11 protein-coding genes are annotated in these 14,036 nt (G+C 53.8%); 3 read left to right on the top strand and 8 right to left on the bottom strand.

The genetic code is table 11. The annotated features are described in order from the left end of the window. Nucleotides 1-48 precede the first annotated feature (48 nt). From RVM24_RS04730 to RVM24_RS04720, 3 genes are all read left to right on the top strand, one after another. The gene (locus RVM24_RS04730) at nucleotides 49-2,013 is read left to right on the top strand and encodes a PA14 domain-containing protein (RefSeq protein WP_061331086.1); all 1,965 of its coding nucleotides are present in this window, start codon (nucleotides 49-51) and stop codon (nucleotides 2,011-2,013) included. A gap of 145 nt (nucleotides 2,014-2,158) precedes the next feature. Then, entirely contained in the window at nucleotides 2,159-2,836 is a 678-nt protein-coding gene (locus RVM24_RS04725; protein ID WP_061331085.1) for a PEP-CTERM sorting domain-containing protein, read from the top strand. Nucleotides 2,837-2,903: 67 nt separating this feature from the next. Continuing rightward, on the top strand, nucleotides 2,904-3,989 hold the full coding sequence (locus RVM24_RS04720; RefSeq protein ID WP_061331084.1) for a glycosyltransferase: 1,086 nt from the start codon (nucleotides 2,904-2,906) through the stop codon (nucleotides 3,987-3,989). Here RVM24_RS04720 and xrt read toward each other — a convergent pair. The 8 genes from xrt to RVM24_RS04680 are packed head-to-tail and all read right to left on the bottom strand — an operon-like array spanning nucleotide 3,922 to nucleotide 14,023. Then, a complete protein-coding gene (gene xrt, locus RVM24_RS04715) occupies nucleotides 3,922-5,472 on the bottom strand; it encodes an exosortase (RefSeq protein ID WP_061331083.1) in 1,551 nt (516 codons plus the stop codon). The two genes, RVM24_RS04720 and xrt, sit on opposite strands and share 68 nt — an antisense overlap. A 12-nt stretch (nucleotides 5,473-5,484) precedes the next feature. After that, nucleotides 5,485-6,606, bottom strand: a complete 1,122-nt coding sequence (locus RVM24_RS04710) for a GNAT family N-acetyltransferase (protein ID WP_061331082.1) — start codon at nucleotides 6,604-6,606, stop codon at nucleotides 5,485-5,487. Further along, nucleotides 6,603-7,502, bottom strand: coding sequence for a glycosyltransferase (locus tag RVM24_RS04705; RefSeq protein WP_061331081.1), 900 nt, complete (start codon nucleotides 7,500-7,502; stop codon nucleotides 6,603-6,605). Before RVM24_RS04705 ends, RVM24_RS04710 begins: the two co-directional genes overlap by 4 nt. A 36-nt stretch (nucleotides 7,503-7,538) precedes the next feature. Next, nucleotides 7,539-8,420, bottom strand: a complete 882-nt coding sequence (locus RVM24_RS04700; RefSeq protein ID WP_431475022.1) for a glycosyltransferase family 2 protein — start codon at nucleotides 8,418-8,420, stop codon at nucleotides 7,539-7,541. Beyond that, a complete protein-coding gene (locus RVM24_RS04695) occupies nucleotides 8,420-9,472 on the bottom strand; it encodes a hypothetical protein (RefSeq protein ID WP_431475021.1) in 1,053 nt (350 codons plus the stop codon). The genes RVM24_RS04700 and RVM24_RS04695 overlap by 1 nt, the downstream gene beginning before the upstream one ends. After that, entirely contained in the window at nucleotides 9,465-11,393 is a 1,929-nt protein-coding gene (asnB, locus tag RVM24_RS04690; RefSeq protein ID WP_061331078.1) for an asparagine synthase (glutamine-hydrolyzing), read from the bottom strand. Before asnB ends, RVM24_RS04695 begins: the two co-directional genes overlap by 8 nt. A gap of 3 nt (nucleotides 11,394-11,396) precedes the next feature. Then, a complete protein-coding gene (locus RVM24_RS04685; protein WP_061331077.1) occupies nucleotides 11,397-12,911 on the bottom strand; it encodes an oligosaccharide flippase family protein in 1,515 nt (504 codons plus the stop codon). Beyond that, the gene (locus RVM24_RS04680; RefSeq protein WP_061331076.1) at nucleotides 12,908-14,023 is read right to left on the bottom strand and encodes a glycosyltransferase family 4 protein; all 1,116 of its coding nucleotides are present in this window, start codon (nucleotides 14,021-14,023) and stop codon (nucleotides 12,908-12,910) included. The genes RVM24_RS04685 and RVM24_RS04680 overlap by 4 nt, the downstream gene beginning before the upstream one ends. Between the last annotated feature and the right edge of the window lie 13 nt (nucleotides 14,024-14,036).

Below are 14,036 nucleotides of genomic sequence, written 5' to 3'. Positions count from 1 at the left end.
CTGCAACAATACTTTACACAATGTATCGTTGCGCAAGGAAGGTGAGTTATGGCTGCCAAGAAGATTCTCGGCCTCGGTGTAGTGGTGGTTTTTCTCGGTGGTTGCCAGAGTTGGCAGTTTCGGGACATTGAAAAGTTACCACCCACTGCTGCCATTCCCGAAGTCAGCGAACCGGGAAAAGTCGACGTCTGGTACTTTGATGGCATATCAGGCAACAACGTTCAAAGCATGATAGACGCCGAGAAATTCCCGGACTCACCTGACGAAATTACAGAACTCAACCAATTAAGGCGCGCAGCCAACCGGGCCAACAATTACGGCACCTTGATTCGTGGCTATTTAGAACCCCCCGCAACGGGTGAATACACCTTCTACATTGCAGGTGACGACGAAACTCAACTCTGGCTCTCCCCTTCGCAGTCTCCGGAAGATATCGTTCGAATCGCCTCAACCATGGCGACCCCGCTCGATAATTTCACTCGCTACAGCTCGCAAACCTCAGGCATTCATTACCTCGAAGCCGGACAAAAATACTATTTCGAGCTGAGGCACAAAGAAGGCGGCTGGGATGACCACTTTACCGTGGCCTGGTCCGGACCCGGGCTGAATCAACAGGTGATCGATGGCCCTTTCCTGCACAGTTTTGCGCAGACAACCCCGGGCACCCAACCGGAACTGACCACCGAAGAAGCCTATGAACTCGGCTACCGTCTCGGATTTTTCGATGGTGAAAAGGGCTTGTCGTATAACGCCCAATATCCACCGCTGGATGAAGATGGTGATGGCCTCTACGACAACTGGGAAATCTATTACGGCCTGGATCCGACAGACCCGACGGATGCGATGTCAGATACCGACGGAGACCTGCTTACAGCACTGGATGAATTCTGGGCGCGCACAGATCCCAACCTTGCAGATACCGACGGCGATGGCATTCCCGATGGTTACGAATACGCTTACGGCCTTGATCCCACAGACCCAACCGATGCCTCGCGAGACCTGGATGGAGACGGATACTCCGTACTCGAGGAATACCTGGCGGGCACAAACCCACTGGATCCTGAGGATTTCCCTGCACCTGAAGCAACCTACCAGCCAGGATACGTTGGCCAGTATTTCACAGGCGTAAACTTTGACAGCTTTGTTTACACCCAGCGAGACACCGCCATTAATTTCAACTGGGGAAGTGGCAGCCCGTCTGCCAATATGCCCAATAATAATTTCAGTATTCGGTGGCAGGGCTGGTTTACTCCACCGCACACGGAAGGCACGCGCGAATACACGTTTGCCACAAGAACGGATGACGGTGTTCGCCTTTTCCTTGATGGCAATCTGGTTATCAATCAGTGGAAAAACCAATCCGCCACCACCTATACCAGTACAGCCAGCCTTCCGGCCGAGATACCCGTAGCGGTTACTATGGAATATTTCGAATCAGGATGGGACGCCTCTGCGAGCCTGGTGATATCCGATACAGCCACCGGGCAAAGTCTTAACCCGGAAAACGTGGTGCAAGCCCTCTCTCTTGATAGCACCTCCAGCGACAGCTCACTCAACGACGGCATAGACGACCTGTACAAGCTCCGATACGGCTTACCGCTGCTACAACCTGTCGCCGATCAAGTCTTTAATGACAGCGGTATTACCGTGTTGCAGGCTTACCAGTCAGGACTTCACCCGTACACACTTGAGACCGTATCTGAACCGGATGCGCCGGTAACCAGCGAACCATCTGATAATGGCGCCAGCGCGGGCAGTGTCACGCTATCCTGGACCCCGCCCCTTACACGCGTAGACGGCAGCAGTATCTCACTCAGCGAAATCTCCGGGTATTTGATCAACTACGGCCAAGCGCCAACAAACATGCCCCAGATCCTGGAGGTTCCAGCGGGCACAACTGAAGCAAGGATAGAAGGGCTCTCCTCGGGAGATTGGTACTTCACTATAAGGGTGATTGACACCAACGGACTGAGTAGCGAACCGTCAGATCCGGTTCAGTACAGTGTGCAGTAAAAGACAGATCGTCGAATTAATTTACATCGCCCAGATTAAAGAAATAATTAATGCATTAAAATCAATGAGTTAAAATCTGGCACGCTATCTGCTTTGGTTAAAGGGTGTTGTAAAAATTCGACCACTCACTGGAGGAGTGACTCAAATGAACAAACTTACACAAGGCATCGCACTGGCAGCCGCAGTTGGTTTTTCCGGTTTCGCACAGGCAGCCTACATTGACGCCGTTGCCAACGGAAATGCCCCCGGCGCAGCCGCCGAGCAAACCGTACCCGGCGATAACGATTACGCAACCCGCGTTGCCGGCACCTGGACTGCTGACGCCCCGCTATATAGCGTTGGTGACTCAGTGTTGTTCGGGCACAACCTCACCTCAACCTCAGCAGATCCGTTCAAGCTGACCTTTACCTACCTCGGTAAAGAAGCCTCTGACAACAACCAGTTCTACTGGGGTAACACCTTGGTATTCGATACCAACAGCACCCCTGACGATACTTTCAGCACTGTTTTCACTGGTGGCCTCGGAGCCCTTCTGGACTTCAAATTCACCATCCAAACCGGTCTGGACATTGTGAACGACGCCAACAACGGTGGCCAGTTCAGAACTGCTAGCCCGAGTTCCAGCACCAACTTCAACCTGTTCTTTGTTGAAGAAGATTACTTTATCATCAGTCTGGATGACGGCTACATCGGCGACGACAACCACGATGACATGGTTATTGCGGTTCGCGCCTCCAAAGTCCCTGAGCCCGGCACCCTGGCTCTGTTGGGCCTCGGCCTGGCCGGTATCGCAGTGCGTATGAAGGGCCGTAAAAAAGCCTGACATGCAACTCTGTGCTACGCTTTAAAGCCCTGCCTTTGCAGGGCTTTTCTCTTTCTGGTGGTGACCCATGGACATACTCATCGTATACGCTAGCAGTGGGCGCGGGTTAGCAAAGGATGCTGACATTCTCCAGTCGGCGATAACATCCATGGGCCATGCTTGTCAGGTAGAACATTTGCCACCAACACCGGAATGGCAAAGCCGGCTATCCCACTACCGGTATCGACTGCTAAGCCGATATCTGCCAAGTAGTGTCGGCAATCTTTACTACACCACTCGCGCAGCCATCGCGAGAACACCGCCACGTCAGGCCAGAGCGGATCTGGTCATCCACCTGGAAAACATCAGGCTATCTTATCTCAACCGTGGCAAATCCCACTGGTTGATCCCCAATCAGGAATGGTTTATTGAGTCACGCCTGCCTTACCTTCGGTTTGTTGACCGTATTCAATGTAAAACCCGACACGCTGTTGAAGTATTTTCCCGCCTGCACTCGAATGCGGCGTATCTAGGGTTTACCGGTACCGAAAAAGCATCCTCCCCAAGGCTGGCAGATAAAGCCCCTAATCTGGCAATACACATAGCCGGCAACAGCCAATTCAAAGGCACGCGTGCAGTACTGGATTGCTGGCTACAACATCCGGAGTGGCCGAAACTGATCGTTATCAGCCAACACTTGAAAGCTTCGGACTACAGCAGCGATAACATTGAAATCGCAAGCAATCTGACCGATCAGGAAATAGAAATGCTGTGGCAAAAGGCGCGCTTTGCGGTTTTGCCATCAGAGGTAGAAGGTTACGGGCAGGTGTTGGCTGAAGCGCTGGCAAACGGATGCATAACGGTCACTACGGATGCCCCACCGATGAATGAACTGGTTGAAGAGTGTCGCGGCTATCTTGCAGAGCCAGAGGAAAACCAGCCTTTCCGGCTGGGCACCCTGTTCAAGGTTTCAAAACGCAGCCTGGAGAAGGTCATAGACAAAGCGCTCAGCGAATCGCCAGAGCACTTGGACCGCATAGCCCACAGTGCCACCCTGTGGTACGCTTTGAATCACCAAGCGTTCCTGAGCCGTCTCACAAAGGCCGTCAACGAACTGGCCGAACAACCTCAAGATCAATCCGGGCGAGCGCCTCAGGAAAAGCCCGTTCGATAAAACCCGTCAATGCCTCTTCAACGTTGCAGTTCTCACAATTAACCGCGGTAATCAGCAGACTGGCATCATCACGGTGGTTGAAAAAACCTGACACCTGCGCCAGCTTGGCCCGCCACTGATCGGTTTCCCACCGCCCCTGTACGAGGTAGGTATAGCCCAGATGTATCCTCTGGCCTGTCATGCGGTTGCGCAAGGTAATGCCCTGCACCGGGATGTCCAGCGAGGTTGGAACATGAAAAAAGTGCTCAGGCGTCCATACCTCGCGATCGTACAAACGATTACTGTACTGAATCAGCTCTGCCCGGTGCCTCTGGAATTCATAGGTGAATACCCCAAAATAATACGTCACCTCAGCACCCTGCCCCGCCCGGACCTCTTCCCGGTCAAACAGCGTTTGCACATACATACGGTCCGGGTTGCGTATCTGGGGTCTCCAGCCCGCCAGTTGCGCTCCGAATACGGGCCCATAATGTTCACTCAGGTCCAGGGCCAATGCCGCCGGTTGAGCGCTGACGGCCGACGTCCGCTCTGGCAGCGCAATCCAGGTGGCAAACCCCGCGATCATGATGACCACAACGGCAACGGCCGGATTTCCGCTCGGAGTCATGATTTCCGGCTGCACAGCCTTCTGTTGCGCAATCGCCAAATCGTCTTTGATTTCGAGACGTCGTGCTATGAAGTAGAGTGGCACCAGGGTACCGGCAAACACCCACCAACCGAAGTTGTCGTGATCATCGATCAGGCTGGACTGCATGTTCGTCTCATAACCCAGATAGATAATAACGAATACGCGAATCCAATTCGCAACCAACGCAAACGCGACCCCGAGGCAGAACAAGGTGACGCGCGACCTCAGGCGGGAAAGATACGTCTCTCCGTAAATCAGTACGAGCGCCTGCCCAACCAGCAGATAACGCAGGCCGGAACACCCGTGCGCCACCTCAAAGGTGCCAACACCAATCAGGTAAACAAAGACCCCTTCAACCTCAAACTCAATGTTCGCAAAACCGAGAAGGAACTGATTAACAGCGACCGTGATTAACTGGAGCGTCCAGGAAAGGAAGTCCCAGACCGGAACGGTCAGGAACAGGAGCCCAAGGGGCACCAGAAACCACCGTACCTGGCGCCACCCCATCAATACCGCGAAGGCGCTGAGTAACATGGGCACCATCACCAGTTGCTGCAATGCCTGAAGGCGAATCAATCCACCCAGCCAGTACACCGTAAAGCACGCTATGAACGGCACCAGCCAAAAAGGATAAAAGCCGGCTTTAACCGGATGGATCATTGCTGCCCGGGCAGTCAGGAACAGCGAAACCGCGGCCAACAAGAATCCGTGAGAGTAGGACTCATCCAGTTTAAGCCAGCGTGACACAATCCCTTCAATCGTCGGGAAGGTAACCAGACCAATAAGGCAGAAGGTCGCCAGAAAGGGCCAGAGTTGCCTGACTACCTGCGGACTCGGAATCCATTCCCTGCTCATCGCTACACCTGCCTAAAGACGAAAAAATCGATTGACGGAAGACACAAGTTGTTGGGGCAAACAGGCCCGGGCACCATACGCCAGTTTTAACACCGGGGAACGAACATACTCCACCGTGGTAAAAACCACCTGCTCGCCCTGAAAACGGCTCTTGTAGAACGTATTCTTGCCAGAACCGGCCAGTAAATCGTATCCAATCACGGTGTCATCATTGAATGCGGCTTCGATGGCGTAGCCCAAATGCAGTGTGCCTAGCGATAGTTTCGGGTGGAAACTCTCCATAAAGCCCGCCTGCAGATTGTATACACGATTGCCTGCCTGTACATCGTAGAGGACTGAGACTACCTGCCCCTTGGCCGTCAGCGCCGAAAGCCTGGCTAATTGGCCATTACCCAACCGGCTGAGGAAAGCCAGATGAAAGCGCACCGCGTGCCGGTCAAAACAAGGCTTGCCCCAACGCTCACGATGGAACTGATTCAACTCCTGTAAAAAGCTCTCAGGGTCGTCCCAGGGAACATATTCACCTGCAACTTCGCTTTCGAACACTGCTCGGCGGTTGAACGCCTTCAGGCGGGTGTTCTTTCCCAGTCGTTCCAACCAGCGCCTGTAGCCAGATTCAACTGGAACCAGGACACCTTCCGCTTCACTCCTGACCAATCGGGCTATATCCATACTTTCTGACAGGGCCGGCTCCAATAAATTCATGGATCTGGGCGACGCATCCGCCACAATCATCTCGTCCCAGGCGAACCCGGCCAGACAATCGGCGAGTCGCTTCATCACAGGCTTTTGATGTGTGCGATCCACAATCAGCCCAACGTACTCGGTCCGCACAGTAGGGCCGAGCTTCCAGGCGTTACCAATCACATGGAGCCGACGAACCCGCCAGCCTACAGGCGTTCTGACCGACTTCAAATACAACGGAGCAAGACCAACCAGTTCGTCAGACTCGCTGTAGACACCCAATAACAGCAGTTCCAGTTCCAGCGCCTGGCTCCAGGTCTCCCACCAGGAGACCTGCCATGCCCAGCTCATAAACAACGGGTCCGCATCGCTGCGGCCAAGCAGCTCTCCCCAGCTCGTTTTGAGGCCAAAGAGCTCATCCTCTGAGAGCCTGCGAACGGTAAACGTCATTTTCGCCCCCGAGACGCGGAGCTCACCAGCATCTTGATGGCCAGCCGCCAAGGGCCAGACCAAAACGGATCGTTCGTGGCAGCCCTTGCCAGCTCTTTAAGCGCCGTTCGATACCGGCCTTGAGAAAGCTCGTATCGCCCTTTACGCACCAGGAACCGGCTCATCCCATGGCGAGCCTCACGCCGGCTCAGTGCCTGAGGAAAAGCGCCGAGGAAATGCCGGATTATAAGCTCGTTAGCCATGAAACGGCTGTCTTTGTCACTGGAGATCTGGTTCTCCATCACACGGTAATATCCCAGGACCTCAGGCAGATACAAAAATTGATAGCACGTTGAAAAACGCAACCAGAGACCATAGTCTTCCGCCAGCCGATCGGCATTATCAAATCCACCCATTTCCTCAAAACAGCGCCGGCGAGTCATGGTGGTGTTCATGCTCACGAAGTTGTCCTGGATTAGCTGGGGGGTAATACGCCCGGTATAGCGTTTCATCCGGTTAACGCCCTGCTCCTTTCCTTGCGCATCTATAACGATGTAGTCGCCGTAGACAATGTCGGCCTGGGGGTTATCCCTGAATGCCTCAAGCGCTTTGTCCAGCTTGCTTGCCAGCCAGGCATTGTCCGAGTCCAGAAAACAGATAAACTCACCGTTTGCAGCCTCAATCCCGCGGTTGCGTGCAGCACTCTGGCCCTGATTATCTTGTACAAGGTACCGCACGCGGGGGTCTTCAAGGAACGGTTGCATTACCGCTGCCGTGTTATCCGTCGAACCATCGTCTATCACGATCAGTTCTAAATCCGGCATGGTCTGGGCCAAAACGCTCTCCACCGCGACCGGCAGGTAATCTGCCCGGTTAAACGTGGGAGTAATAACGGACACCAATGGCCTTGATGACATAATCGCCTTACTTCCGTGTCTGGTTTATCTACGTTGTTATTTCAGTAGCACAGCGGCAAACGCGCGCCACACATTCAACTCTGCCGGCGAGTATTTCACCGCCTTCAGCAACTCCCTCACCCCATCCCGCTTCTGCCCATTACTTCCCAGATAACGGCCCTTCCTGATATAGAAATGAGCGAAGCCCTGATTGAACTCCCGGGTACTCATGGCATCAGGAAAATCCCTCCTGAAGTCATGAATGATCTGCTCATTTACCTGAAACCTTCGCGTTTTATCGGAAGAAATCTGGTCCTCCATCACCCGGTACCAGGCCCAGTACTCCGGCTCATAACGAAACTCATACTTTGCGGAAAACCTGAGCCAAAGATCGTAATCATCGGCCACCCGGCGTTTGCCACTCATTCCACCCAATTCATCAAAGCACTGGCGGCGCGCCATGGTTGTGTTCATGGCCACACAATTATCCTTGACCATCTGGGGGGCAATGCGGCCGGAGTACCGGGCCATGTTGTTCCGGCTCAGTTCCTCACCGGCTTCATTGATAATCACATTATCGCCGTACAGAACATCGGTAGTCGGGTATTGTTCAAAAATCCGAACTTGCTGTTCCAGCTTGTCCGCCGGCCAAAAGTTGTCTGAATCCAGAAAGCAGATGAACTCGCCTTTTGCCTCATCCAGAGCCAAATTCCGTGCCACGCTCTGGCCCTGGTTTTCCTGCCGGAACAGCTTTATGCGCTCATCGTTGAGATAAGGTCCAAGCACGTTGTCGGTATGATCGGTAGAACCATCATCCACAATCAGAAACTCGAAATGGGGATAGGTCTGGGCGAGCACGCTTTCAACCGCCTCAGCGATAAAGTCCGCCCGGTTGTACGTTGGTGTAATAATGCTGATCAACGGAGTATTTGCCGACATCAAACGTCGTCCCTGTTTGTAATTTGATGATTCCAGGATTCCCGGGCCGACTGCAGCAATTCTCCATCAGAGTCGCCGCCCATAATGAACCAGCCCTGGTTGCACGGGCCAGGATTCGAGCCATCAGACATTTGCGGTGAAGCCCAGACAAAGAAACGCGGCTGTTCGCGCCCTTGATAGAAACCCAGAGACCTCATCGCCTGCTTGAATTCTGCATCAGAGGTCATAGCCGAATAGGCGGCCAGGTCGGGCCAGGTCGATAACATGGTTTTCACCAGAAAATACTTGAGTGGCAGCGCCTTGGCTGGCCCAAGGTAATCCACCAGGCGAGCCTGTTGCTGGTCAACCCGAACAACACCGATAGCCGCAAGCTGCCCCTCCGGGGTGAGAATTTCAATAAACTTGTATTCCGCAAGCGGGTGTTTCTGGTATCGCCAATCCAGGTAGCGCCAATCCCGGACCACGGTTTTATCGTAACCGCCCATACTCCGTTGCCAGAGGCCATCCACTTCCGCTGGTGCGGGGAGTTCATCACGAACACGGGATTCATGCCCGGATTTGGGCACGGTAGACGCGCCAAGCCGGCCAAGAAACTGATAGACCATCAAAGCAACGTCCCTGAATGATCGGGGCCTGCATATCCGTTTGAGGAAATGCACGTCGTGGCTCGCACGCCACCCCATGCGTTCCAACACAATCGCTGCCACGGGGCTAATGCCGAAGGACATCAGCACCGAGGACTTCTTCGCCAAATCTTCCTTAATCAGCCGACCTACGCCTTTGCCCCGATAATCTGAACGAACCTTGAAGTCACAACTCCACATGGCGTCTATAGGTTGGCCCCTCCAGGTAATGGACACGGGCACGACCCCGTTGAACCCGATCACCCGCCCCTGATCAACAGCGACGACTGGATCAAAACCCCGGTTAACGACGCCGGGGTTCTCAACAAACTGGTACCTCCAGATGTCGCCCTTGAAAGCGACATCCGAGAACAGGTCCAGAATCTGTGTCCGGTGCAGTTCATCGTTGTAGGGTGTGATTTCAGCCACCAGTGTGCTCCAACCAGGCCAGGAACATCAGGATGCCCCAGAGCTCTGCAGAATAATCTTCCCTTCCCCGCAAGTGCTCTTGCCAATAAGCGTTTACAACAGACTCATCAAGCAGCTCTTGCTTGCCAAACACGGACGGTGCAAGCAGCGACTCCGCCCAGGGCCTCAGTGGGCCACGCAACCAGTGCCCGACCGGCACTGCAAAACCCTGCTTTGGACGATCCACCAGCTCCCGGGGCACGTGCCGGAACAGCACACTGCGAAGCACCTGCTTTCCTACCCCGCCTTTCAGGTTATAGTCCAACGGTAGCGAGAGCGCGAAGGCCACCACTTTCGGGTCCAGCATGGGAATCCGCGTTTCCAGGCTGCAGGCCATCGCGGCCCGGTCGACCTTCACCAGAATGTCATCCGGCAGGTACCAGTTAAGATCCCGCCACATGAGGGTTTTCAGACTCTCTTCCGGAACCCCGGGAGGTAAAGGCCGGGTTAATCCATAGGTAGGCTCGCGAACTGCCTGTCGGAAACATTCCGGCTCCGCCCAGAATGAGACGGACTGGCGATAGAACTCGGATACACTTGATGACCGGGCCAACGCCCGCTCCGCCTTCAGGCGATGGCGTATCGCAAGCCCGGAGCGACCACGTTGAGCGGGAACAAGTGCCCGAATAGCCGCTGCTGACAGAGATTCCGGCAAGGCGGCCGCAGCTCGCCTTCCAAGGCCGGAGAGACTGTTGCGACCTTGCCACCGGGACAGCACCGAAGGGTAGCGGGTATAACCACAGAAAAGCTCATCTCCGCCGTCTCCGGACAAAGCCACCGTAACGTGCTTCCGTGTCATCTCGCTGACCAGGTAAGTTGGCAGCTGGGAGGAGTCTGCAAACGGCTCATCGTAAAGTTCAGGCAGCCTGGGCACCAGGCCCAGTGCATCGTTCGGAGTAACGTACAACTCAGTATGCTCGGTACCCAGATGGCGAGCCACTTCGGCGGCGTGTTCCGCCTCATTAAAACCGGCCTCATCAAACCCGATACTGAACGTTTTAACCCGCTGCGTTGCCCTTGCCTGCATCAGCGCCACAACCGTTGAAGAATCAATGCCGCCAGACAAGAAGGCGCCCAACGGCACATCCGACACCATCTGATCTTCAACTACATCGCCAAGGAGAGACTCCAACTGATGACTGGCGTCGTCAAAGCTGCCCGGGGGGCTCTCAACAAAACACTCTTCCAGTCTCCAGTACCGTTCGGGCTCCGGCAAAGGGTTGCTGTGCCCCGCGTTCAGCTGGAAAGTCACCATTGAGGCAGGAGGTAACTTGAAAATACCTTTGTGAATGCTCCAGGGGGCTGGAATGACGTTATGGCGCAACAACAACGCCAACGCCTGTTGGTCCACACCACCTTGCCAGGCCGGATGAGCGCGCAGCGCCTTCAACTCCGAGCCGAACAACAGAACGGTGCCCTGATAACCGTAATAAAGGGGCTTTTCGCCCATGCGATCCCGTGCAAGTACTAACGTTCTCTCTTGCAGATCAATCAGAGCAAACGCAAACATGCCTGAGAACCTGGCCAAACTGGGCACCAACCCCCACTGCTCAATAGCATGCAGCATGACTTCAGTGTCTGAGTGACCACGGAACTGGCAGCCCAGCTTGACGAGTTCCGAGTGAAGCTGCCTGAAGTTGTATACCTCGCCATTGAACGCGATGACATATCGCCCACTGGCTGAGGCCATTGGCTGGGCGCCAGCGGGGGATAGATCCTGAATCGATAAACGGCGGTGGACAAGACCCGCACCCAGGTCGAGGTGGTGCCAGAGGCCTGCATCATCGGGCCCCCGATGCGCAATAGCCCGCCCCATACCAGAGAGTACCTGCTCAGGCTCAACAGCACTTTCCTTGCTGACAAATCCGGCAAAACCACACATCCCTTATTTCCTTCCCGCCATGCGAGCAATCCTAACACCCAGATAGGTTCGCTCTTCCCTGTTTAACACCAGTAACCAAAACGCCACTAGCCAGGCAAGACTACTCAGAAGTGCACCGGCAACAATGTCAGCGTAGGAATCGTAGATCAGATACTCCCCTACACCCAACAGAATCAATGCCATAATCCCGGCAGGTACAAATGCAGGCAGCACAGACACACGGAGATATTCCCAAACTGGGAGCTCCAAATGTTTACAGGTATAGCGAAGATACAAAGGTACAAAGATCAGCCCCGGTACCACTGAGGCAAAAGCCACGCCTTCCAGACCAAATGGATGCACCAGAACCAGGCTGAGCCCGATATTCATAATGGCAGCGATGGGTGTAAGTCTGGCAAAAATACCATGCTTGTTTATGGCCGTGAGATAGCGGCTAGCAAACGGATTGATAAACGGAAGAATGGTAAAAATCACCAGAAAAACAATAAGGTACTTGGCCTTCTCGCCAAACTCCGGCCCCAGCCAAACATTGATAAAGGGAACCCCCAATAACAATGCGCCTGTACCCATGGCCATCAAGATACTAACCACATAGCGCGATGACACCAGGAATACCCGCCGGATCATCGCATCCTCCGCTTTGGCACTTAACCCACTGAACAGGGGCATGAAAGCGTGAGTTAACGTCCAGCCGAGCCCGCGAATATGTTGCGTGAGGTTTGCCGGTATGCTGTAAAACGGCACCATGGCCGGCCCCAGAATCAAGCCGATAACCAGAACGTCCGTCGCATTCTCAACACGGGTTGCTATTCCCTGAACAAAAGACTTGAACCCGAATACGATAAGCTCCCGCAACCTTACCCAGGAAAACATACCCAACTGAGCGCGAATGGCACCGTAGGCTGGGCGCGAAAGAATCCACATAAACAGCAGATACTTCACCGTAAGACCAATGGCATTAATACCCGCCAAAAGCACCAATCCGTTTTCCGGTGTAATCAGGCTATACAAAAGTACCGAGCCAACCACCGAGTTCACAATGGTAATGTTGTTTTTCAGATAATACTTCTGGAAGCCTTCAAGGTAGCTTTCTGCCACGTACCCCGGAAAGGAAATCAGCAGGTAGGCGCCAATAATAATCAGAAACAACGTGTACTTCTGATGGGCCTCACCCTCCGGCGCCAGCGAACCGCCAAACCAATATCCCCACGAGAAAAAGAACACGAAGAGCAGAACCCCAACCAGTGCCATGAAGGCGAGCGCCGACATGTAGACAGACTGAAGCGCGGTTTCATCCTTCTCCGCCAGGTGCCTGGCGGCATAACGGCTGATAGCGGGGCGAAGGCCAAGATCAAGTATGCCCATATAGCCGATAACCGCACCAATCATCTCCCACAGACCGTAATCGTACTTGCCCAGATTGTGGACAAATACGGGGGTCATAATGAAAGTAATGACCAGCTTTACGAACATGACCAGAACGTTGGAGCCAGTGTTCACAAGCAAGGTACGAATCATAGAGTTTGGCCAACCAGCTCGTCGTAGAGCGCCCGTAACTCAGCAGCAGGGCGACCAATATGAAAACGCTCTACTGCAATTGGCTGATAATCCAGAAAGCGGTCTCTGCTCGGGTCCGCAATCTCCGCTTTTATCGCGGCTGCGAGCCCTTCAGCGCTACCAGGTGAAAAAATCCGGGTGGGCGAGCCCGCAACCACCTCTCGCAGACCGATGCAATCCGTAGATAGCAAGGGAACACCGGCCGAAAGTACCTCCATTGCCAATAAGCCACAAGCTTCCCAACGGGACGGCATCACAACCATATCGACTGCTTTTATCATGGCCGGCATGTTGTCGGTACCGGGCATCTGAATGAACTGCTCAGAAAGCCCCTTAGCCTCGAGGTATTGATAATCCTCTCGGATATACCCCCCCCAGCCGAATGTAAGAACTTTTGGCAGACGTCCAAACCCGGTCAATTTAAGCTGTTCGATCGCGTCAACCAAAGTTCTGAAGCCCTTCTGACCCATAAACCGACCGAAGAACCCTACCAGCGGAAGATCCGCTTCCAGCTCCAAATCAGCCCTGAGGTCCACTCCGGACCCACTGGAAAAATAGTCCGTGTCCACTCCGTGCAAGATCGGATGGAGACACCTTTCAGGGACACTCGGAAAAAATGAATGGAAATTATCTGTCGCATCGTTCGTAACGGTATGGATCGCATTCATCCGTTTAAAAAGCAGTGCCATAAAGATCTTCTTTACGGACCCAGCAACACCTCCAAACTGTGATGCCTGAAAGACATCGTGAGCAGTCATCAGGTGCTGTTGTTTGAGGCCAGTCATTGAAAGCTCAGTCAGCAACCCCGCGCCAAAACCATGTGAGTGAACAAGATCGTAACGTCGCTTCCCCAGCACCTTCCTCAATTCCTTAACGAAAAGATGAGACCTTTCTGGCGAATTGATAACTCGAATGCGCGATTCGCCTAACGAATTGTCGAGATACTCCGAAAGCCCATGGTCAGGCGCAAACAAAGTAAAAGTGCAATGATCAAAGACCTCATTTCCATATATATACCGAAAGAAGGTTTTAATTCCTCCTCCGGGCTGCAAAGCAGTCATCAATACGTCCATATACACGCCTTGA

The organism is Marinobacter sp. KM021 (genome assembly GCF_050707965.1).
Taxonomy (GTDB): Bacteria; Pseudomonadota; Gammaproteobacteria; order Pseudomonadales; family Oleiphilaceae; genus Marinobacter; species Marinobacter shengliensis.
The sequence above is the reverse complement of the archived record's forward strand: the minus strand, read 5'-3'. Positions and strand labels throughout refer to the sequence as shown.

Bases quoted from the DNA above. Each gene is read 5' to 3' on its own strand.
- RVM24_RS04730 (WP_061331086.1), top strand. From the start codon at position 49: ATGGCTGCCAAGAAGATTCTCGGCCTCGGTGTAGTGGTGGTTTTTCTC.
- RVM24_RS04725 (WP_061331085.1), top strand. From the start codon at position 2,159: ATGAACAAACTTACACAAGGCATCGCACTGGCAGCCGCAGTTGGTTTT.
- RVM24_RS04720 (WP_061331084.1), top strand. From the start codon at position 2,904: ATGGACATACTCATCGTATACGCTAGCAGTGGGCGCGGGTTAGCAAAG.
- xrt (WP_061331083.1), bottom strand. From the start codon at position 5,472: ATGAGCAGGGAATGGATTCCGAGTCCGCAGGTAGTCAGGCAACTCTGG.
- RVM24_RS04710 (WP_061331082.1), bottom strand. From the start codon at position 6,606: ATGACGTTTACCGTTCGCAGGCTCTCAGAGGATGAGCTCTTTGGCCTC.
- RVM24_RS04705 (WP_061331081.1), bottom strand. From the start codon at position 7,502: ATGTCATCAAGGCCATTGGTGTCCGTTATTACTCCCACGTTTAACCGG.
- RVM24_RS04700 (WP_431475022.1), bottom strand. From the start codon at position 8,420: ATGTCGGCAAATACTCCGTTGATCAGCATTATTACACCAACGTACAAC.
- asnB (WP_061331078.1), bottom strand. From the start codon at position 11,393: ATGTGTGGTTTTGCCGGATTTGTCAGCAAGGAAAGTGCTGTTGAGCCT.
- RVM24_RS04685 (WP_061331077.1), bottom strand. From the start codon at position 12,911: ATGATTCGTACCTTGCTTGTGAACACTGGCTCCAACGTTCTGGTCATG.
- RVM24_RS04680 (WP_061331076.1), bottom strand. From the start codon at position 14,023: ATGGACGTATTGATGACTGCTTTGCAGCCCGGAGGAGGAATTAAAACC.